This window comes from Hydrogenophaga sp. R2 (genome assembly GCF_049843595.1).
Lineage (GTDB): Bacteria > Pseudomonadota > Gammaproteobacteria > Burkholderiales > Burkholderiaceae_C > Hydrogenophaga.
The window spans coordinates 1,221,764-1,240,482 of the sequence record NZ_JBBHZN010000001.1 but is presented as its reverse complement, the minus strand read 5'-3'; the positions used below and the strand labels follow the sequence as shown (position 1 = coordinate 1,240,482).

16 protein-coding genes are annotated in these 18,719 nt (G+C 70.8%); 4 read left to right on the top strand and 12 right to left on the bottom strand.

Annotated elements, in window-relative coordinates:
* Nucleotides 1–94: 94 nt before the first annotated feature.
* The 12 genes from rpsU to WD026_RS05870 form a co-directional block, all read right to left on the bottom strand.
* Nucleotides 95–307: a 30S ribosomal protein S21 gene (gene rpsU, locus WD026_RS05925; protein WP_056273869.1), complete on the bottom strand. Its 213-nt coding sequence runs from the start codon at nucleotides 305–307 to the stop codon at nucleotides 95–97.
* Nucleotides 308–480: 173 nt separating this feature from the next.
* Nucleotides 481–1,683 (bottom strand): NAD(P)/FAD-dependent oxidoreductase, encoded by a 1,203-nt coding sequence (locus tag WD026_RS05920; RefSeq protein WP_425722702.1) that lies wholly within the window; start codon nucleotides 1,681–1,683, stop codon nucleotides 481–483.
* Nucleotides 1,684–1,716: 33 nt separating this feature from the next.
* Nucleotides 1,717–2,454 carry a methyl-accepting chemotaxis protein gene (locus WD026_RS05915; protein ID WP_425722701.1) on the bottom strand — a complete coding sequence of 246 codons (738 nt, stop codon included), beginning with the start codon at nucleotides 2,452–2,454 and terminating at the stop codon, nucleotides 1,717–1,719.
* Nucleotides 2,455–2,497: 43 nt separating this feature from the next.
* Entirely contained in the window at nucleotides 2,498–3,322 is an 825-nt protein-coding gene (cobA, locus tag WD026_RS05910) for a uroporphyrinogen-III C-methyltransferase (protein ID WP_425722700.1), read from the bottom strand.
* Entirely contained in the window at nucleotides 3,303–4,232 is a 930-nt protein-coding gene (ybiB, locus tag WD026_RS05905) for a DNA-binding protein YbiB (protein ID WP_425722699.1), read from the bottom strand. The genes cobA and ybiB overlap by 20 nt, the downstream gene beginning before the upstream one ends.
* A gap of 15 nt (nucleotides 4,233–4,247) precedes the next feature.
* Nucleotides 4,248–7,091, bottom strand: a complete 2,844-nt coding sequence (locus WD026_RS05900; RefSeq protein ID WP_425722698.1) for a molybdopterin-dependent oxidoreductase — start codon at nucleotides 7,089–7,091, stop codon at nucleotides 4,248–4,250.
* Nucleotides 7,088–7,495, bottom strand: a complete 408-nt coding sequence (nirD, locus tag WD026_RS05895; RefSeq protein WP_425722697.1) for a nitrite reductase small subunit NirD — start codon at nucleotides 7,493–7,495, stop codon at nucleotides 7,088–7,090. The genes WD026_RS05900 and nirD overlap by 4 nt, the downstream gene beginning before the upstream one ends.
* The gene (nirB, locus tag WD026_RS05890; protein WP_425722696.1) at nucleotides 7,492–9,975 is read right to left on the bottom strand and encodes a nitrite reductase large subunit NirB; all 2,484 of its coding nucleotides are present in this window, start codon (nucleotides 9,973–9,975) and stop codon (nucleotides 7,492–7,494) included. The genes nirD and nirB overlap by 4 nt, the downstream gene beginning before the upstream one ends.
* A gap of 10 nt (nucleotides 9,976–9,985) precedes the next feature.
* Complete coding sequence (locus WD026_RS05885) at nucleotides 9,986–10,807, bottom strand: ABC transporter ATP-binding protein (RefSeq protein WP_425722695.1); 822 nt, start codon at nucleotides 10,805–10,807, stop codon at nucleotides 9,986–9,988.
* Complete coding sequence (ntrB, locus tag WD026_RS05880) at nucleotides 10,804–11,616, bottom strand: nitrate ABC transporter permease (protein WP_425722694.1); 813 nt, start codon at nucleotides 11,614–11,616, stop codon at nucleotides 10,804–10,806. The genes WD026_RS05885 and ntrB overlap by 4 nt, the downstream gene beginning before the upstream one ends.
* 2 nt (nucleotides 11,617–11,618) lie before the next feature.
* Nucleotides 11,619–12,911 carry a CmpA/NrtA family ABC transporter substrate-binding protein gene (locus WD026_RS05875; protein ID WP_425722693.1) on the bottom strand — a complete coding sequence of 431 codons (1,293 nt, stop codon included), beginning with the start codon at nucleotides 12,909–12,911 and terminating at the stop codon, nucleotides 11,619–11,621.
* 345 nt (nucleotides 12,912–13,256) lie between these two features.
* Nucleotides 13,257–14,531: a nitrate- and nitrite sensing domain-containing protein gene (locus tag WD026_RS05870; protein ID WP_425722692.1), complete on the bottom strand. Its 1,275-nt coding sequence runs from the start codon at nucleotides 14,529–14,531 to the stop codon at nucleotides 13,257–13,259.
* A 47-nt stretch (nucleotides 14,532–14,578) separates the two neighbouring features.
* Between WD026_RS05870 and tsaD the strand changes: the two genes are divergently transcribed.
* The 4 genes from tsaD (at nucleotide 14,579) to rpsO (ending at nucleotide 18,517) form a co-directional block, all read left to right on the top strand.
* A complete protein-coding gene (tsaD, locus tag WD026_RS05865; protein WP_425722691.1) occupies nucleotides 14,579–15,682 on the top strand; it encodes a tRNA (adenosine(37)-N6)-threonylcarbamoyltransferase complex transferase subunit TsaD in 1,104 nt (367 codons plus the stop codon).
* 10 nt (nucleotides 15,683–15,692) lie between these two features.
* Nucleotides 15,693–16,976: a branched-chain amino acid ABC transporter substrate-binding protein gene (locus WD026_RS05860; protein WP_425722690.1), complete on the top strand. Its 1,284-nt coding sequence runs from the start codon at nucleotides 15,693–15,695 to the stop codon at nucleotides 16,974–16,976.
* A 16-nt stretch (nucleotides 16,977–16,992) separates the two neighbouring features.
* A complete protein-coding gene (locus WD026_RS05855) occupies nucleotides 16,993–18,162 on the top strand; it encodes a pyridoxal phosphate-dependent aminotransferase (protein WP_425722689.1) in 1,170 nt (389 codons plus the stop codon).
* An 88-nt stretch (nucleotides 18,163–18,250) separates the two neighbouring features.
* Nucleotides 18,251–18,517 (top strand): 30S ribosomal protein S15, encoded by a 267-nt coding sequence (gene rpsO / locus WD026_RS05850; protein ID WP_086119366.1) that lies wholly within the window; start codon nucleotides 18,251–18,253, stop codon nucleotides 18,515–18,517.
* Nucleotides 18,518–18,719 lie beyond the last annotated feature (202 nt).

The following is an 18,719-nucleotide window of genomic DNA, read 5'->3' as shown; positions in this document are numbered from 1 at the left end:
TGAGCGGTGGTTCGGGGGCCCCAGACATCAAAAAAGCCCGCCTGAGCGTCCTCGGGCGGGCTTCTGTCCGGGACCGGGGTCCGGGAGAAAGCGATCAGTACAGCTTCTTGGGCAGCTGCATGGAGCGCACGCGCTTGTAGTGGCGCTTGACGGCAGCGGCCTTCTTGCGCTTGCGCTCGGCGGTGGGCTTTTCGTAGAACTCGCGGGCGCGCAGGTCGGTCAGCAGGCCGAGCTTTTCGATGGTGCGCTTGAAGCGACGCAGAGCAACGTCGAACGGCTCGTTGTCTTTAACACGGATGGTGGTCATTGGGCAGTGATTTCCAGAATGTGCTGCAAGAGGATGGTCGGGAAGATCGGGCCCGGCCTTCGTAGCAGCGATGTGTCCCGTCATTAACTAGTATTGGCCGACGGGAATTTGCCAGCAAAGCCTGCGATTATAGCCATCTGCCGGATGTTGACCATCCGGGCCGGTCCGGGCGATCAGAGCGCCTGGGCGCAGGCATGGGCGCTGGCCCAGGCCCACTGGAAGTTGTAGCCCCCCAGCCAGCCGGTCACGTCCACCACCTCGCCGATGAAATACAGCCCCTTCTGGCGCGATTCCAGGGTCTGGGACGACAGGTCGCGGGTGTCCACCCCGCCCAGCGTGACCTCGGCCTTGCGGTAGCCCTCGGTGCCGGTGGGCGTGAGTTCCCAGCGCGAGAGGCGCTGGGCCAGCCGGGCCAGGGCCTTGTCGGGGGTTTCCGCGACCGGGCGCTGCCAGTCCGGGTCGGTGGCGGTCCAGGTGTCGGCCAGGCGCGACGGCACCCAGGTGGCGAGTTCGTTGGCCAGCCGCTTGCGCGACCGCAGCTTGGCCTGCAGCAGCTCGGCCTGCAGGTCGGTGCCGGGGGCCAGGTCCAGCCGCACCGGCTGGCCGGGCTCCCAGTAGCTGGAGATCTGCAGCACCGCCGGGCCCGAGAGGCCCCGGTGGGTGAACAGCAGATCCTCGCGGAAGGTGGTGCGTTGTTTTTTCTCGCCGGTCTCGATGTCCACCGGCAGGGCCAGGCCGGCCAGCTCGGCAAAGGGCGCCCAGGCGTTGCCGTCGAAGGTGAGCGGCACCAGCCCGGGGCGGGGCTCGATGAGCCGCAGGCCGAACCGGGTGGCCAGCCGGTGGCCGAAATCGCTGGCACCGATCTGCGGAATCGACAGCCCGCCGGTGGCCACCACCACCGACGGCGAGCGCACCGTCCCGTTGCCGGTGTCCACCTCGTAACGGCCCTCGCCATCCAGGCGCACGTCGTGCACCGCGCAGGGCTGCCATCGGGTCACGCCACCGGCTTCGCACTCGCGCAGCAGCAGCTGGATCAGGTCGTCGGCCGAGCGGTCGCAGAACAGCTGGCCCTTGTGCTTTTCATGGAAGGGCACGCCGTGGCGCTGCACCAGATCGATGAAGTCGGCCGGCGTGTAGCGTGAGAGTGCCGAGCGGCAGAAGTGCGGGTTGCGGCTGACGAAGTGCTTGTGCGGGGCCTGCGGGTCCAGGTCGCGGTTGGTGAAGTTGGCGCGTCCGCCGCCGGAGATGCGGATCTTCTCGGCCACCTTGGGGCTGTGGTCGATGAGCAGCACCCGGCGTCCGCGCTGGCCGGCCACCCCGGCGCAAAAAAGGCCGGCAGCGCCGGCCCCGATGATGATGGCGTCGAATTCCTGCATGGCGCGCAGTGTAGGCGCCCGCCACCCCGAGCCTCAGGCGTTGCGGCGGCTGCGGTCGGCCAGCACGGCGGCGTCGCGGGTGAGGCGGTCGATCTCGCTGGTGATGTCGGTCAGCACGTTGGCCACCACCGCGAACTCGCGGCCGTGGGCGCCGGCCCGGGCCGCCACCACCTGGGCATTGAAGCTCACCACGCGGGCTTCGCGGGCGATGCCCTGGATGTCGGTCACGATGCCGCTGAGCTCGCGCATGAGGGCTTCCGACTGGGCACGCCCCACCTCGTCGAAGGCGGTGGTGGCGGTGTTGAGGGCATCGAGCACCGGATCGGTGAGCTGCACCAGTTCGGCCAGCGAACGCCCGGCCAGGCGGCCATTGCCCTCGCCGATGCGGTCCAGCGTGGTGCGCACCCGGTCGATGAAGGCATGGATGGTCGGCCCCACGCCCTGCGAACCCTGGTAGGTGCTGGCGATGCGCCGTGCCGCGGCCGGCTCCATGCGGCGGGGCGTGGCCTCCAGGTGCACCTGGCTTTCGGTGAAGACCTGCAGGCTGCGGCGGGCCGCCTGCAGCCGCTCGGCATCGCCCTGGGCGGCCAGCATGGTCTGCAGGATCATGCGCTGCGACAGCATGCGCTGCCGTGCGGCCAGGTTCACCAGCGACAGGCCGGCGGCGTGCGCGGGTGCGGTCGATGGCGGCGTGGCCGATGTCGCCGGTGATGCCGGTGTGGCTGCCTGGGTCGGGGGTGTCGGAGAGGGGGGCAGGTCGGACAGGTTCATGTCCGCTCTGCTAGCAAGCAGCGGGCCATGCTGCTTGCGTCGCTCAGGCGGTGTGGCGCGCCGCTTCGGTGTGCGACGGGCTGGATGCCAGCGACAGCAGGCCCTGCAGCACGTCGCCCACCACGATCACCGCCGGGCTGCCCAGGCCTTCGCGCTGCAGGCAGGCGCACAGGTCGCCCAGGGTGGTGATGGCCTGGCGCTGTTCGGGCAGGGTGGCGTTCTGGATGATGGCCAGCGGCGTGGAGGGGGGCAGGCCGGTCAGCAGGTCGGCCTGGATCTGCGCGGCACCGCTCACGCCCATGTAGATCACGAGAGTGAGCTTCGCGGTGCGGGCGGTGGCGGCCAGGGTCTGCCAGTCGGTGCCTTCGTCGCCGGGTTTGGCATGGCCGGTGACGAACACCACGCCGTGGGCATGGTCGCGGTGGGTCAGCGGCACGCCCAGCGAGGTCATGCCCCCCAGGCCGGCGGTGATGCCGTTGACCACCTGCACCTCGATGCCGTGTTCCTGCAGGTGTTCCACCTCTTCACCGCCACGGCCGAAGATGAACGGGTCGCCGCCCTTCAGGCGCACCACCACCTCGCCCTCGCGGGCCGCCATGACCATGAGCTTGCCGATGAAGGCCTGCGGCGTGCTCTTGCAGCCGCCGCGCTTGCCCACGTGCACGATGCGCGCCGTGGGGCTGGCATGGGCCAGCACGCCGTCGCCCACCAGGTCGTCCACCAGCAGCACGGTGGCCGAGCCGATGGCCCGCACCGCCTTGAGGGTGAGCAGCTCGGGGTCGCCGGGGCCGGCGCCCACCAGGGTGACGGTGCCGGGACGGAAGTCGGTGGGCGGGTTCATGCCGGGTTCACGGGGTTGCGGGTTCATGGGCCAGCAGGTGCAAGATGTGTTCCACCTGCAGGGCAATGGGTTCGGGCACCGCCAGGCGGTGGTCGAGCACCGAGGCGATCCAGCGCGCCGTGCTGTCGGCGTCGATCTCGGCCGGCAACTCGGGCAGGCGGGCCAGCGGGCCGTCCTGCGCGGGCTGCACTTCGGTGCGCACGCCGTCCACAAAGGCCTCCATGCGGGGCGTGCGGCGGGCGTCGGCCACCGGCTCGCCTTCGGTGCCGCGCAGCAGCAGGGCACGGGTGCCGGTGAGTGCAAAGGTGTCGGCCATGCTGACGGCGTATTCGGGGTGGGTGTAGCTGCCCACCACCACGGCCGGCCCCTGGCAGGGGTTCATGAGCTTGACCAGGCTGTGGCCCGGGTTGCGCAGGCCGACCACGCGGCGCACATCCAGCAGGCGCTGCAGGCCGGGCAGCAAGAGCCCGGTGGGCAGGAAGGCCACCTCGCCCGGCATCACCGCGTCCACCGCCGTGCGGGCCGGATGCCCGAGTGCGGCGAGCACGGCTTCGCTGGTGACGCGGCGGTCTTCGGTGGCGGTGCCGTGCACCACCACGGCCGCGCCCCGGCGTGCCAGCAGCAAGGCCAGCAGCGGTGTGAGCACCGGCAGCTTGCGCGCACCGTTGTAGCTCGGCAGCACCACGGTGGGGTGGCCGGCGTCGGGCACGCGCTGCAGGCGCTGGTGGGTGGCGTCCAGGAAACCGGCCATCTCGGTCGGCGTCTCGCCCTTGATGCGCATGGCCAGGCAGAAGGCGCCCAGCTCCAGATCGGACACGCGGCCGTCCAGCACGCGGCCCATGAGGTCGGTGGCCTGTTCGCGCGACAGGGCCCGGGCGCCGTCCTTGCCGCGCCCGATCTCCTTGATGTAGGCGGCGATGCCGCTGGATTCAGCCATGGACCGGATTGTGGTTCAGGCTTGATGACTTGCCGTAATAAGGCCACTTGGGGCGATGGCCCGGATGCGCCGGCGCAGTTCGGGCACGCAGGAGCCGCAGCCGGTGCCGCAGCGCAGGCCCGCCTGCAGCGCCTGCAGCCGGGCGTCTTCCCCCTGATCGGCGGGCTGCTGCTGCAGGGCGGCGTCGATGGCGGCGGCGTCCACCGCGAAGCAGCTGCACACCTGCGCGCTGCGGGCGCACTGCGGCTGGGGAGCCTGGGCGCCGGGGGTCAGCAGCAGGCGGGCATCGGCCTGCAGCGGGTCCTGCTGCAGCAGCAAGGGCAGCAGCCAGGCCTCGGCCCGGGTGTCGCCGGCCAGCAGGAAGCCCTGCAGCAGGCGCTGGTCGCCGCTGGTGTGCGGCAGCACCCGGCGCCAGTGACCGCGTGCGGCGTCGGCATACACCAGGGTCTGCGGTGCATCCAGGCGCAGCAGCGCGGTGATGCGGTCCAGCAGCTCCGGCTCGGGCGCGGCGGTGTCGGCAGCGCGCAGCAGCACGCCGGTGCGCGCATGGCCGAAAGGCACGCAGCTGGCAAAGGCCAGCTCGGGCAGCAGCCGGCGCAGGGTTTCGCGCGCGGTGAGGGCGCTCTCGGCCGGCAGCCAGGCAGCGGCCAGCAGCGACCAGCCCAGGCGCGCCGGCTCGATGCGCACTGCCGCGTGCTTGAGCTCGGGCTGTTTCGACTGCGGACAGTGGGCCGAGGTGGTGAGCGCATTCACCCCGGCCAGCGGCCGGCCGTCCACCCCGCGCCCGCTGAGGTATTCGCTGCCCCAGTGCATGGCCATGAAGGCCTGGCCGAGGGCCACGCCGTCGTCCGGCCGCACCGGCACCACCACCTGGCCGCGCTTGCTGCGCACCTGCACCAGGGCCCCGGGCGGCAGACCCAGGGCCTGAAGGTCGTCCGGGTGCAGGTCGATGCAGGGCTCGGGCACATGGCCGAACAGCCGGCCCAGGGTGCCGGTGCGCGTCATGCCGTGCCAGTGGTCGCGCAGCCGCCCGGTGGTGAGCGAGAACGGGAACTCGGAGACGCGCTCCTCGGCCACCGGCCGGTAAGGCAGGGCAGCAAAGCGCGCGCGACCATCGGTGGTGGGGAACACGCCATCGCCGTACAGGCGTGCCCGGCCCGTGGTCTGGCCCTCGGGCAGGGGCCACTGCTGTGGCGCCTGCTCCAGCGCGGCGTAGCTCAGGCCGGTGATGTCCAGGTCCCGGCCGCGCGTGCTCTCGCGGTGTTCGTTCCACACGGCCTCGGGTCGGTCATAGGGGAAGAGCGTGGGCTGGCCGGGGCGCAGCCGGGCTTCGAGGCGCTGCGCCAGATCGACGCCGATCTGCCAGTCGTGCCGAGCCTGCCCGGGCGCCGGCACGGCCGGGCGCACCCGGGTGATGCGGCGCTCGCTGTTGGTGACCGTGCCGTCCTTCTCGCCCCAGGTGGTGGCCGGCAGCAGCAGGTCGGCGAAGTCGGCGGTGGCGGCGGTGGCAAAGGCTTCCTGCACCACCACGAACTCGGCCCGCTCCAGTGCACGGCGCACGGTGGTCTGGTCGGGCATGGACTGGGCCGGGTTGGTGCAGGCTATCCACAGCGCCTTGACCTCGCCGTCGGCGGCGGCCTGGAACATCTCCACCGCCGTGCGGCCGGGGCGCGCGGGCACGTCGGGCAGGCCCCACAGCGCGGCCACCTCGGCGCGGTGCTGCGGGTTGGCCAGGTCGCGGTGGGCCGAGAGCAGGTTGGCCAGGCCGCCCACCTCGCGCCCGCCCATGGCATTGGGCTGGCCGGTCAGGCTGAACGGCCCGGCGCCAGGCCGCCCGATCTGGCCGGTGGCCAGGTGCAGGTTGATCAGGCTGGCGTTCTTGGCGGTGCCGCTCTGGCTCTGGTTGAGGCCCTGGCAGTACAGGCTCAGGGTGGCGGCGCGCTGCGGTGTGGGCGACTCGGCACCGCCCCAGGCGAACCAGCGGGCGGCCGTCAGCAGGTCGTCGGCGTTCACGCCGCAGACCTGGCCCACCCGCTCGGGCGTGCAGCCGCCCACCAGTTCCTGCAAGGCCTCGAAGCCGCTGGTGTGGGCGCGGATGTAGGCCTCATCCACCCAGCCCCGGGCCAGCATCTGGTGCAGCAGACCGTGGAACAGCATCACGTCGGTGCCGGGGCGGATGGCCAGGTGCAGGTCGGCCTGGGTGGCGGTGTCGGTGCGGCGCGGGTCGACCACCACCATCTTCATCGGTGGCTGCTGCCGGCGCGCGTCCTCGATGCGGCGGAACAGCACCGGGTGGGCATAGGCCGCGTTGCTGCCGGCCACGAACAGGCAGCCGGCGTGCTGCACGTCGTCGTAGCAGGCGGGCGGGGCATCGGCGCCCAGGGTGAGCTTGTAGCCCGCCACCGCGCTGCTCATGCACAGGCGGGAGTTGGTGTCGATGTGGTTGCTGCCCAGCAGGCCTTTGACCAGCTTGTTGAAGACGTAGTAGTCCTCGGTCAGCAGCTGGCCGCTCACGTAGAAGCCCAGCGCGTCGGCGCCGTGCTGCTGCACGATGCTGCTGATGCGGTCGGCCGCCATGTCCAGCGCGGCGTCCCACGCAATGGCCTGGGTCGGCCCGCCGCGCCGGGCCCGGTGCAGGGGCTGCAGCAGCCGGGTCTGGCGCATCACCACCGGGTCGGCGGTGAGGTGCAGCGTCTGGCCCTTGGAGCACAGGCGGCCGGCGTTGGCCGGGTGGTCCGGGTCGCCACTCACGCCGGTGATGCGCTCGCCCTCGCTGTGGATGATCACCCCGCAGCCCACGCCACAGTAGGGACAGGTGGACCGGGTGGATCGGGCAGGGCCGGCCGGCGCTTCGGTCATGGTGTGCAGGGGCTGCGCCGGGCCGGGCCGGCCAGGGGACGGGTCTCGGTGAGTGCCCGGTTGGCCAGCTCGTCGGCATCCAGATGCACCACGCCGTCCTGCAGCGACACCGCAAACGGGGTGGTGCAGCCTTCGTCGGGTTCCTGCGCGCAGCCGTTGTCCAGCCCGATGGTCCAGTTGTGCAGCGGGCAGGCCACCCGGTGCCCGAACACGATGCCCTGGCTCAGCGGGCCGCCCTTGTGCGGACAGCGGTCGAGCAGGGCGAACACCTGGTCGTCGGTGGTGCGGAACACGGCCACGTCCAGACCCTGGGGGCGCTGCACGCAGCGCGAACCGGCCACCGGGATGTCGTCGATCCGGGCCACCGGGATCCAGCGGCGGGTGGGGTCGGACGTGTGGCTCATGCGTCGCTCCTCTCGGTCGCCAGGGGCTGGATGGGGATGAACTGGCGCGTGTCCACCGCCGCCTTCTCGTGCTCGAACCAGGGGTCGGGCTCGCCCTCGAGGGCGGCCTGCAGCTGGGCCCACAGGGCCTTGCGGCCGGCGGGGTCGTCCAGGATGCGGCGCTTCACATGGTCCATGCCGACGCGGTTGACGTAGTGCACCGTGCGTTCCAGGTACCAGCCTTCCAGCCGGTAGAGCTGCATGAAGGCGCCGGTGTACTCCAGCACCTCCTCGGCGGTCTGCAGCTTGGTGAAGAACTGGGCCACCTCGGTCTTGATGCCGCCGTTGCCGGCGATCACCATCTCCCAGCCGCTGTCCACGCCGATGATGCCCACGTCCTTGATGCCGGCCTCGGCGCAGTTGCGCGGGCAGCCGCTGACCGCGAACTTCACCTTGTGTGGCGCATACATGCGCCACATGGCGCGCTCCAGGTCCTTGCCCATCTGGGTGCTGTCCTGGGTGCCCATGCGGCACCACTCGCTGCCCACGCAGGTCTTGACCGTGCGCAGGGCCTTGGCATAGGCGTGGCCGCTGGGCATGCCGATGTCGCGCCAGACCGCCTGCAGGTCTTCCTTCTTCACACCCAGCAGGTCGATGCGCTGGCCGCCGGTGACCTTGACCGTGGGAATGTTGTACTTGTCCACCACGTCGGCGATGCGGCGCAGCTCGGCCGCGGTGGTCTCGCCGCCCCACATGCGCGGGATCACGCTGTAGGTGCCGTCCTTCTGGATGTTGGCGTGCATGCGCTCGTTGATGAAGCGGCTCTGCGGGTCGTCGCGCGCTTCCTTGGGCCAGGTGCTGATGAGGTAGTAGTTGATGGCCGGGCGGCAGGTGGCGCAGCCATCCGGCGTGCGCCAGCCCAGGGTGGCGAACACGTCGGCCATGCGCACCAGGTGCTGGTCGCGGATGGCGTCGCGCACCGCCTGGTGGCCGTGGGTGGTGCAGCCGCACACCGGCTTGAGGCGCGGCGTGGCCGAGTAGTCGCCACCGGCCGTGGACATGAGGATCTGCTCCACCAGGCCGGTGCAGGAGCCGCAGCTGGCGCTGGCCTTGGTGTGCTTGCGCACGTCTTCCAGGGTGAACAGGCCCTTGTCCTTGATGGCCTTGCAGATGGCGCCCTTGGTCACGCCGTTGCAGCCGCAGACCTCGTCGGCGTCCGCCATGGCGGCGGCCTTGTTGTGGCCCTGGTGGCCCACGTCGCCGATGTTCGATTCGCCGAACATCAGCTTGTCGCGGATGTCGCCCACGCTGCGCCCCTCGCGCAGCAGCTTGAAGTACCAGCTGCCGTCCACCGTGTCGCCGTACAGGCAGGCGCCCACCAGCTTCTCGCCGCGCAGCACCAGCTTCTTGTAGACGCCGCCGGCCGGGTCGCTCATGACGATGGTTTCGGTGCCGTCGCCGCCCATGAAGTCGCCGGCCGAGAACAGGTCGATGCCGGTCACCTTGAGCTTGGTCGAGGTGAGCGAGCCGCTGTAGCGCCCGATGCCGAATTCGGCCAGGTGGGTGGCCAGCACCTTGGCCTGCTCGAACAGCGGCGCCACCAGACCGTAGGCCACGCCCCGGTGGGCGGCGCATTCGCCCACGGCATAGATGCGCGGGTCGGTGGTGGTCTGCAGCGTGTCGCTCACCACGATGCCGCGCTCCACATGCAGGCCGGCCTGCTGGGCCAGCGCGGTGTTGGGGCGGATGCCCACCGCCATGACCACCAGCTCGGCCGGCAGCTCGGTGCCGTCCTTGAAGCGCACCGCGCCCACCCGGCCGGTGCCGTCGTCCAGCAAGGCCTCGGTCTGTGCGCCGATCAGGAACTTCATGCCGCGCGCCTGGAGCGACTGCTGCAGCATGCGGCCGGCCACCTCGTCAAGCTGGCGCTCCATCAGCCACGGCGCCACATGCACCACGCTCACGTCCATGCCGCGCTTCATGAGGCCGTTGGCGGCCTCCAGGCCGAGCAGGCCGCCGCCGATGACCACCGCATGCCGGTGGCGGGTGGCGGCGTCGATCATGGCCTGGGTGTCGGCGATGTCGCGGTAGGCCAGCACGCCCTGCAGCTCGCGCCCCGGCACCGGCAGCATGAAGGGGTTGGAGCCGGTGGCCAGGATCAGTCGGTCGTAGCCGGCCTCGATGGCGGTGCCGTCGGCGGCGGTGGCCTTCACCACGCGCCGGACCCGGTCGACCGCTGTGACCGTGCTGCCGGCGTGCAGGGTGATGCCGTGCTCGCGGTACCAGGCCCAGTCGTTGAGCACGATCTGCTCCAGCGTCTGCTCCCCGGCCAGCACCGGCGAGAGCAGGATGCGGTTGTAGTTGGGGTGGGGTTCGGCCCCGAAGACGGTGATGTCGTAGAGATCGGGGGCGATCTTGAGCAGCTCCTCCAGCGCCCGCACGCCGGCCATGCCGTTGCCCACCATCACCAGCTTCATCTTCTGTTTGACGCGCATGTCCATGTCGGTCTCCTCAGGCGGTTTTTTCCACGTGGCCCTGGCGGGTGTGGAGGAAGTCGATCACCGCCTTGCGGCAGCGCTGGTAGCGCAGGTCGTCGGCCAGGGCCAGGCGGTTGCGCGGGCGCTCGATGTCCACCGTCAGCACCTCGCCGATGGTGGCGGCCGGGCCGTTGGTGAGCATCACGATGCGGTCGCTCAGCAGCACCGCCTCGTCCACGTCGTGCGTGACCATGACCACGGTGCTGCGGGTGCGGGCCACGATCTCCAGCAGCTCGTCCTGCAGCCGTGCGCGGGTGAGGGCGTCCAGCGCGCCGAAGGGTTCGTCCATCAGCAGCACCTGCGGCTCCATGGACAGCGCACGGGCAATGCCCACCCGCTGCTTCATGCCGCCCGAGATCTCGCCCGGCCGTTGGGTGGCCGCGTGCGACAGGCCCACCAGCTCCAGCGCGGCAGCGGTGCGTTCGCGCAGGCGGGCCTTGTTCTCGGTGGCGCCAAACACCCGCTCAACCGCCAGGTACACGTTGTCGGCACAGGTCAGCCAGGGCAGCAGCGAGTGGTTCTGGAACACCACGGCGCGCTCCGGCCCCGGCCCCTTGATCTCGCGGTCGGCGCACAAGAGCACGCCGGCGGTGGGCCGGGTGAGGCCGGCGATCAGGTTGAGCAGGGTGGACTTGCCGCAGCCCGAGTGGCCGATCAGGGTGACGAACTCGCCCTGCGCCACGGTGAGGTGGATGTCGCGCAGCGCGGGGAAATCACCCTGGCGGGTGCGGAAGGTCTGCTCCACCGACTGGATGTCGATGAAGCGCTCCGGGTGCATGGGAACGGCGGTGCTCATGCCTTGACCTCCTCGTAGGTGAACAGGGATGCCAGGCGGATGAGGGCGAGTTCGAGCAGCAGCCCGACCACGCCGATCACACCGATGGCGATGATGATGGAGGCCACGTTCAGGTTGTTCCACTCGTCCCAGACCCAGAAGCCGATGCCCACGCCGCCGGTGAGCATTTCGGCGGCCACGATCACCAGCCAGGCCGTGCCCACCGCCAGCCGCACGCCGGTCAGCAGGTAGGGCAGCACGGCCGGGAACAGGATGCGGGTGAAGACCTTCCACTCGCTCAGATTGAGCACCCGGGCCACGTTCATGTAGTCCTGCGGCACCCGCTGCACGCCCACGGCGGTGTTGATGACCATGGGCCAGATGGAGCAGATGAAGATGGTCCAGATGGCCGCCGGGTTGGCGCCCTTGAACACCAGCAGGCCGATGGGCAGCCAGGCCAGCGGCGAGACCGGCCGCAGCAGGCTGATGATGGGGTTGAACATGCGCCCCAGGAACTCGAAGCGGCCGATGGCGAAGCCCGCCGGGATGCCCACCAGCGCGGCCAGGCCGAAACCGAGTGCCACCCGCTCCAGCGACATCAGCACGTTCCAGCCCACGCCCTGGTCGTTCGGCCCGGCCTGGTAGAACGGATCGGAGAACACCTGCAGGGCCTGGGTCCAGGTCTGGCCCGGGGTGGGTATGCCGTTGTCGCCGGTGCTGGCGATCAGCGACCACACCAGCACCAGGAAGAGCAGCCCGAGCACCGGGGGCACCACGCGGCGCCAGAAGCCGGCCATCAGCAGCGAAGAACGTGATGCCACCGCGCTCATGCTCAGGCCTTGATCTTGAAGCCGTCGGCGTACTTGGCCGGGTCCTTGCCGTCCCACACCGCGCCGTCGATGAACTTCGCGCTGCGCATCTCCGACTTGGGCAGCGGCGTCCTGGTGGCGTCGGCGGCCTGCTTGTAGATGTCGATGCGGTTGACCGCCTTGGCCACGGCCAGGTAATCCGGGTGGCTCTTGAGCAGGCCCCAGCGCTTGTGCTGGGTCAGGAACCACATGCCGTCGGACAGGTAGGGGAAGTTCACCAGCCCGTCGTTGTAGAACTTCATGTGGTTGGGGTCGTCCCAGGTCCTGCCCATGCCGTTCTGGTAGCGGCCCAGGATGCGCTGGTTGATGGCGTCCACGCCGGTGTTCACGTAGGCGCGCTGGGCGATGGTCTCGGCCATGCGGTTCTTGTTGACCAGGCCGGCGTCGATCCACTTGCCGGCTTCCAGGATGGCGGCCGTCACCGCGCGGGCGGTGTTGGGGTACTTCTGCACGAACTCGGCCGTGGTGCCCAGCACCTTCTCGGGGTGGTCCTTCCAGATGTCCTGCGTGGTGTTGGCCGTGACGCCGATGCCGTCCATGATGGCCCGGTGGTTCCAGGGTTCGCCCACGCAGAAACCGTCCATGTTGCCCACCCGCATGTTGGCCACCATCTGCGGCGGCGGCACCACGATGGCGCGCGCGTCCTTGAACGGGTCGATGCCGGCGCTGGCCAGCCAGTAGTACAGCCACATGGCATGGGTGCCGGTGGGGAAGGTCTGGGCGAAGGTGTATTCGCGCTTCTCGGTAGCCATGAGCTTGGCCAGGCTGGGGGCGTCCACCGCGCCCTTCTCGGCCAGCTTCTTCGACAGCGTCAGGGCCTGACCGTTGTGGTTCAGACTCATCAGCACCGCCATGTCCTTGCGCGGGCCGGCGGTGCCGAGCTGCAGGCCGTAGATCAGGCCGTACAGCACATGGGCCATGTCGAGTTCGCCATTGACCAGCTTGTCGCGCACGCCGGCCCAGCTGGCTTCCTTGTTGGGCACGATCTTCACGCCGTATTTCTTGTCCAGGCCCAGCTCCGCGGCCATCACCACGCTGGCGCAGTCGGTCAGCGGGATGAAGCCGATCTTCACCTCGGTCTTCTCCGGTGCGTCCGACCCGGCGGCCCACACCGGCTGGTAGCCCAGGCTGCCGAACAGGGCAGCGCCGCCCAGGGCCGCGCCCTGGCGCAGAAAGTCGCGGCGGTCGCTCGCAGCGGGCGCAGGGGTGCTGGCGGTGGTGTCCGTGGCCGGGGCGGTGCGGGGCGGAAGGGTCATGGCGGGCTCCTGGGTGGGCAGATGGAAAAACGGGTCCGGAAAAACACAACGGCGCCCATCGCCAGGGCCTGCAGGGCAGGCCGGCAATGGACGCCGTTGTCCGAGTCCGGGGTGGACGTTCGACCGGCAGACCGCCGTTGGCCCGCTTGTCGTGCCCATACCCATGCAGATACCGTGCCAGCCGCAGGGTCTTGTGCGCAGGGCGGTGCCAAGTCCTTGATTTGCCTGGGTTCGTGGCCCCGTCGGGCGGTGGGTGCGGCGGCTGGGCGAGCGGTGGGCGGGGGGCCTGTTTTGGTGCGCCGCACAAATCCGGTGCGGTCCCGGTGCGGTCCCGGCCTGGCCGGGTCAGCCGCGCGAGGGCAGCACCTCGGCCATGGCCAGCACCGCTTCGGCCACATCGATGAGCCGGCGGTTCTGGTTCATGGCCATCTGGCGCATGGTCTTGTGGGCCTGGTCTTCCGAGAGCTGCCGGTGGGCCATGAGCAGGCCCTTGGCGCGCTCGATGGTCTTGCGCTCGTTCAGGGTGGCGCGCACCGCGTCCAGCTCGTCGCCCATGCTCTGCAGGCGCCGGGCCTGCTCGCGCACCAGCTCCAGCAGCGACGGGTCCATGGGCGCGCGGAAACCGTCGCCCGCACCCGCCAGACCGGCCGGCAGGCCGGGCTCGGCGGCATCGTCGAAGAAGTCGGGGGCTTCCTGGCCCGGCTCGGTGCGCAGGCTGGCCGCCATGCGTTCCAGGCCGGCCAGATCGCGGGCGGTGCTTTCCAGCCGCAGGCTGCACAGGCCCTGCAGCTCGGCGGCCAGGGCGTCCTCCACCGTCTTCATGGCGTCGATGCGCCGGGTGCAGGCGTCGAACCAGGGCTGGCTGAGCGCCGCGTCCAGCGTGCCGCCGGAGGCCGTGGTGCACAGGATGCGGCGCATGCGCTCCAGCGGCATCAGGTGCTCGGGCTGCTGCGCGGCCTGCCACAAGTCCCGGATGGCCGGGCTGGCCAGGTCGGTGCAGACCTGCAGGCAGCGCTCCTGCGACTCGATGAAGTGCAGCAGGCGCTGCTGGCTGTCGGCGTCGGCCCGCCCGGCCGCAAACAGCGCCGAGCCGGTGGCCCGCTCCTGGCCGGCGAACTCCTTGCCCTGCAGGAAGTTCAGGAAGGCCACCAGGTGGCGCGATATCTCCGGGTCCCAGGCGCTGTCGGCCGCCTCGAACACCACGCCCAGCAGCGCCTGGATCAGCCGGGCATAGGCCGCCACGGTGCGGTCGGTGCTCCACTGGCACTGCGCCACCCGTTCGCGCAGGCGGGGCAGGGCGCTCATGCCCTGCATGGCGTAGGCAATGCGGCCGAACAGCCGCGCGCGGTGGCCGCTGCGGGCAGCGTCGGTGTCGAGCTGCTCGAAGGCCCGCAGCACCTGGTCCTGCAGGGCCTCGCTCTGGGCGACCTGCGCGCTGCGCTCGGCGGCCCAGCGCTGCCCGCGCGAACCCAGGTACAGGTTGGACAGCCCGCGCTCGCGCTGCAGGGCATGCACCAGCCGGCCGATGGCGCCCACCAGTTCGCTGGTCAGGGCCAGCCGCTGCAGGCCGGCGATCTCGCTGCGGCGCGCGGCGATCAGGAAGCTCAGGGCCGATTTCATGGACCGGTGGGCCAGCAACATTCGTGCCGCCCGTACACTCCCCGCCCATGCTGATCCTGGGAATCGAGTCGTCCTGCGACGAAACCGGTGTGGCGCTGGTGGATGCCGGCGGCACCGGCACACCGCGCCTGCTGGGCGCTGCGCTGCACAGCCAGATCGAGATGCACCAGGCCTATGGCGGCGTGGTGCCCGAGCTGGCCAGCCGCGACCACATCCGCCGCGTGCTGCCGCTGACCGACGCGGTGCTGGCCCAGGCGGGCCGCTCGCTGACCGAGGTCGATCTGGTGGCCTGCACCCGGGGCCCGGGTCTGGCCGGGGCCCTGCTGGTGGGCGCCGGCGTGGGCGCCGCGCTGGGATTTGCGCTGGGTCGCCCGGTGCTGGGCGTGCACCACCTCGAAGGCCACCTGCTGTCGCCCTTCCTGAGCGCCGATCCGCCCGAGTTTCCCTTCGTGGCCCTGCTGGTGTCGGGTGGCCACACCCAGCTCATGCGGGTGGACGGGGTGGGGCGCTACGAGCTGCTGGGCGAGACCATCGACGACGCCGCCGGCGAAGCCTTCGACAAGTCGGCCAAGCTGCTGGGCCTGGGCTACCCCGGTGGCCCGGCGCTGGCCCGGCTGGCGCTGCAGGGCAGCGAGACGGCCTACAAGTTTCCCCGGCCGCTGCTGCACAGCGGCGACCTCGATTTTTCGTTTGCCGGCCTCAAGACGGCGGTGCTCACCCAGGTGAAAAGGCTGGCTCATGCGGCCCCCGAGGGGCCGGCCACCAGCCGGCTGGCCGATCCGCTGTCGGCGCAGCAGAAGGCCGACGTGGCCGCCAGCGTGCAGGCCGCCATCGTGGACGTGCTGGTGCGCAAGTCGCTGGCCGCGCTCGATGCCACCGGCCTCAAGCGCCTGGTGGTGGCCGGCGGCGTGGGCGCCAACACGCGCCTGCGCGAACAGCTCGATGCCGCCTGCGCCCGCCGCGGCGCCCGGGTGCACTACCCGGAACTGCACCTGTGCACCGACAACGGCGCCATGATCGCCATGGCCGCTGCCCTGCGCGCACGCCACGGGCTGCTGTCGGACGCCGAGCTGCAGACCACCTCGGCCCTGCAGGGCCGTTTCGATGTGCGGCCCCGCTGGCCGCTGGCCGAACTCTCCACCCCCGCCTGATCGTTCCTCCATGCGCCTGAAGACCGTTTCCCGGCGGCTGGCCGCCGGCCTGCTGCTGTCCCTGCCCCTGTGGCCCTCGCTGGCCAGCGCCCAGACCGCGCCCGCCCCCGAGCCGATCCGCATCGCCCTCATCGAGGGCCTGTCCGGCCCGGCCGGTCTGGCCGGCGAAGCGGTCTGGCGCAACCTGGTGTGGGCCACCGAACGGGTCAATGCGCGCGGCGGCGTGCCGCTGCCCGGTGGGGCCCGGCCGCTGCGCATCGAACGCTTCGACAGCAAGGGCCAGACCGAAGAGGCCTTGTCGGCCCTGCGCTCGGCCAGCGACCGCGGCATCGCCATCGTGACCCAGGGCAATTCGTCGGCGGCGGCGAGTGCGCTGATCGACGCCATCGGCAAGCACAACGAGCGTCAGCCGGGCCAGCGCATGCTGCTGCTCAACTACGCGGCGGTCGACCCGGCGCTCACCAACGAGCGTTGCAGCTACTGGCACTTCCGCTTCGACGCCCATGCCGACATGCGGCTGAACGCGTTGATGGAGCTCATCCGCGAGGACAAGGCGCTGCAGTCCATCTACCTCATCGGGCAGGACTACAGCTTCGGCCAGGGCGTGCTGCGCCAGGCCCGCCGCCTGCTGGAGCAGCAGCGCCCGGACGTGCGCATTGCCGGCGACGAGCTGCACCCCATGTCCCGCATCAAGGACTTCCTGCCCTACGCCACCAAGATCAAGGCCAGCGGGGCGCAGGCGGTGCTCACCGGCAACTGGGGCAACGACCTCACGCTGCTGGTCAAGGCGGCGCGCGAGGTCGGCTTCGAGGGCCGCTTCTACACCTTCTACGGCAATGCGCTGGGCGCGCCGGCGGCCATCGGCGAGGCCGGCATCGGCCGGGTGGTGGCCGTGGCCGACTGGCTGCCCAATGTGCCCGGTGCGGCGTCCGAGGCCTTTTACCGCCAGTTCCGCCAGCGCTTTCCCGACCCGGCCGACGACTACCCGCACCTGCGCATGCAGCTCATGATCGAGGCGCTGGCCCAGGCCATCGAGCGCGCCGGTCGCGTGGAGGCCGGCGCCATCGCCGCCCAGCTGGAGCGGGCCGACGTGTCCCTGGCCGGGCAGCGGGGCCGCATGCGCGCCGACGACCACCAGTTCCAGCAGCCGCTGGCCGTGGGCGTGATGGACCGGCAGGGGCAGAGCGGCGTGCCCTTCGACGTGGAAGGCTCCGGTTACGGCTTTCGCGTGGTGCGCCAGATCCCGGCCCACCAGGCCGCCATGCCCCATACCTGCCGCCTGCAGCGGCCCTGAACCCAAAGGATTTTTGATGAGAGCCGTGGTGCAACAACTGGAAGGCTCGCGCATCCGCGAGGTGGCCAACGCCGGCATCGGGCGCGACGACGTGCTCAAGTTCTGGTTCGGCGAGAGCGACGAGGTCACGCCCGAGGTGGTGCGGCAGGCGGCGGTGCAGTCGCTGCAGGCCGGCGAGACCTTCTATGCCCACAACCTGGGCCTGCCCGAACTGCGCCAGGCCATTGCGGCCTACACCGACCGGCTGCACCCGGGGCGGGGCGCGGCCCACTGGTTCGACCGGGTGGCCGTGACCTCGGGCGGCGTGAACGGCCTCATGGTGGCGGCCCAGGCGCTGGTGGACGCCGGCGACGAGGTGGTGGTGGTCTCGCCGGTCTGGCCCAACCTGGTGGCGCAGCCGCAGATCATGGGTGCACGCACCGTGCAGGTGCCGCTGCAGGCCCGCGGCGGCGCCTGGCAGCTCGATCTGGATGCGCTGTGCCAGGCCATCACCCCGGCCACCCGGCTGCTGGTGGTCAACGCGCCCAACAACCCCACCGGCTGGACGCTGAGCACGCCGGAGCAGCGCGACATCCTGGCCCACTGCCGGCGCACCGGCACCTGGATCCTGGCCGACGAGGTGTACGAGCGCCTGTACTACGGCGACGACACGCCCGACGGCGCGGCGCCGTCGTTCCTGGACGTGGCCGAACCGGACGACCGCCTGATCGTGGCGCACAGCTTCTCCAAGAGTTTCCTCATGACCGGCTGGCGCCTGGGCTGGCTGGTGCTGCCCCCGGCCCTGACCGAGCCGGTGGGCCGCCTGATCGAGTTCAACACCTCCTGCGCCCCGGTGTTCGTGCAGCGCGGCGCCATCGCGGCGCTGGCCCACACCGATGCCATCACGCCGGCCCTGGTGGCCCGCCTGCGCGCCGGGCGCGACACCCTGGTGCCCCTGCTGCAGGGCCTGCCGGGGGTGGAGCTGGCCATGCCCCGGGGCGGCATGTACGCCTTCTTCCGCCTGCAGGGCCATGCCGACTGCATGGACACCGCGCGGCGCCTGGTCACCGAGGCCGGGCTGGGTCTGGCGCCGGGCAGCGCCTTCGGCCCGGCGGCCGCCGGCTGGCTGCGCTGGTGCTTTGCCAGCCGGGAGCTGCAGCGGCTGGAGCAGGGGGTGGATCGCCTGAAGGGCTGGCTGGGGCTATAATGCGCGGTTGCTGCGGCCTTGGCCGTGGCTTTCACGCCTGTTGCGGCCCCGGCTGCGGCAGGACGCCCGTCCCCCACCAGGAAGATCCATGATCGCCAAAGAAGTCAAGGCCGACGTCATCGCGGCCAACGCCCGTGCCGCCAGCGACACCGGCAGCCCCGAAGTGCAGGTTGCTCTGCTGACCGCCCGCATCAACGAACTGACCCCCCACTTCAAGACCCACGCCAAGGACCACCATGGCCGTCGCGGTCTGCTGCGCATGGTCAGCCGCCGCCGCAAGCTGCTGGACTACCTCAAGTCCCGTGATGCCGACCGTTACGTCGCGCTGATCCAGAAACTGGGCCTGCGCAAGTAATTGCCACAGGGTGCACCCACGAAAAACGCCTGAGTTGGTTCGCTGGCTCGGGCGATTTTTGTTTGTTGCACCCGGTTTTTCGTTTTTTCACCCTCCGGAGCCTTTCACGACAGAGCGAAGCTGTGTCATTCCAGATGCGTTGAACACCCCGTGGCGCGGGGTTCAGGGTCTCTGGAATGGCATCGTGTTCTGGGTGAATGTT

Bases quoted from the DNA above. Each gene is read 5' to 3' on its own strand.
- rpsU (WP_056273869.1), bottom strand. From the start codon at position 307: ATGACCACCATCCGTGTTAAAGACAACGAGCCGTTCGACGTTGCTCTG.
- WD026_RS05920 (WP_425722702.1), bottom strand. From the start codon at position 1,683: ATGCAGGAATTCGACGCCATCATCATCGGGGCCGGCGCTGCCGGCCTT.
- WD026_RS05915 (WP_425722701.1), bottom strand. From the start codon at position 2,454: ATGAACCTGTCCGACCTGCCCCCCTCTCCGACACCCCCGACCCAGGCA.
- cobA (WP_425722700.1), bottom strand. From the start codon at position 3,322: ATGAACCCGCAACCCCGTGAACCCGGCATGAACCCGCCCACCGACTTC.
- ybiB (WP_425722699.1), bottom strand. From the start codon at position 4,232: ATGGCTGAATCCAGCGGCATCGCCGCCTACATCAAGGAGATCGGGCGC.
- WD026_RS05900 (WP_425722698.1), bottom strand. From the start codon at position 7,091: ATGACCGAAGCGCCGGCCGGCCCTGCCCGATCCACCCGGTCCACCTGT.
- nirD (WP_425722697.1), bottom strand. From the start codon at position 7,495: ATGAGCCACACGTCCGACCCCACCCGCCGCTGGATCCCGGTGGCCCGG.
- nirB (WP_425722696.1), bottom strand. From the start codon at position 9,975: ATGGACATGCGCGTCAAACAGAAGATGAAGCTGGTGATGGTGGGCAAC.
- WD026_RS05885 (WP_425722695.1), bottom strand. From the start codon at position 10,807: ATGAGCACCGCCGTTCCCATGCACCCGGAGCGCTTCATCGACATCCAG.
- ntrB (WP_425722694.1), bottom strand. From the start codon at position 11,616: ATGAGCGCGGTGGCATCACGTTCTTCGCTGCTGATGGCCGGCTTCTGG.
- WD026_RS05875 (WP_425722693.1), bottom strand. From the start codon at position 12,911: ATGACCCTTCCGCCCCGCACCGCCCCGGCCACGGACACCACCGCCAGC.
- WD026_RS05870 (WP_425722692.1), bottom strand. From the start codon at position 14,531: ATGAAATCGGCCCTGAGCTTCCTGATCGCCGCGCGCCGCAGCGAGATC.
- tsaD (WP_425722691.1), top strand. From the start codon at position 14,579: ATGCTGATCCTGGGAATCGAGTCGTCCTGCGACGAAACCGGTGTGGCG.
- WD026_RS05860 (WP_425722690.1), top strand. From the start codon at position 15,693: ATGCGCCTGAAGACCGTTTCCCGGCGGCTGGCCGCCGGCCTGCTGCTG.
- WD026_RS05855 (WP_425722689.1), top strand. From the start codon at position 16,993: ATGAGAGCCGTGGTGCAACAACTGGAAGGCTCGCGCATCCGCGAGGTG.
- rpsO (WP_086119366.1), top strand. From the start codon at position 18,251: ATGATCGCCAAAGAAGTCAAGGCCGACGTCATCGCGGCCAACGCCCGT.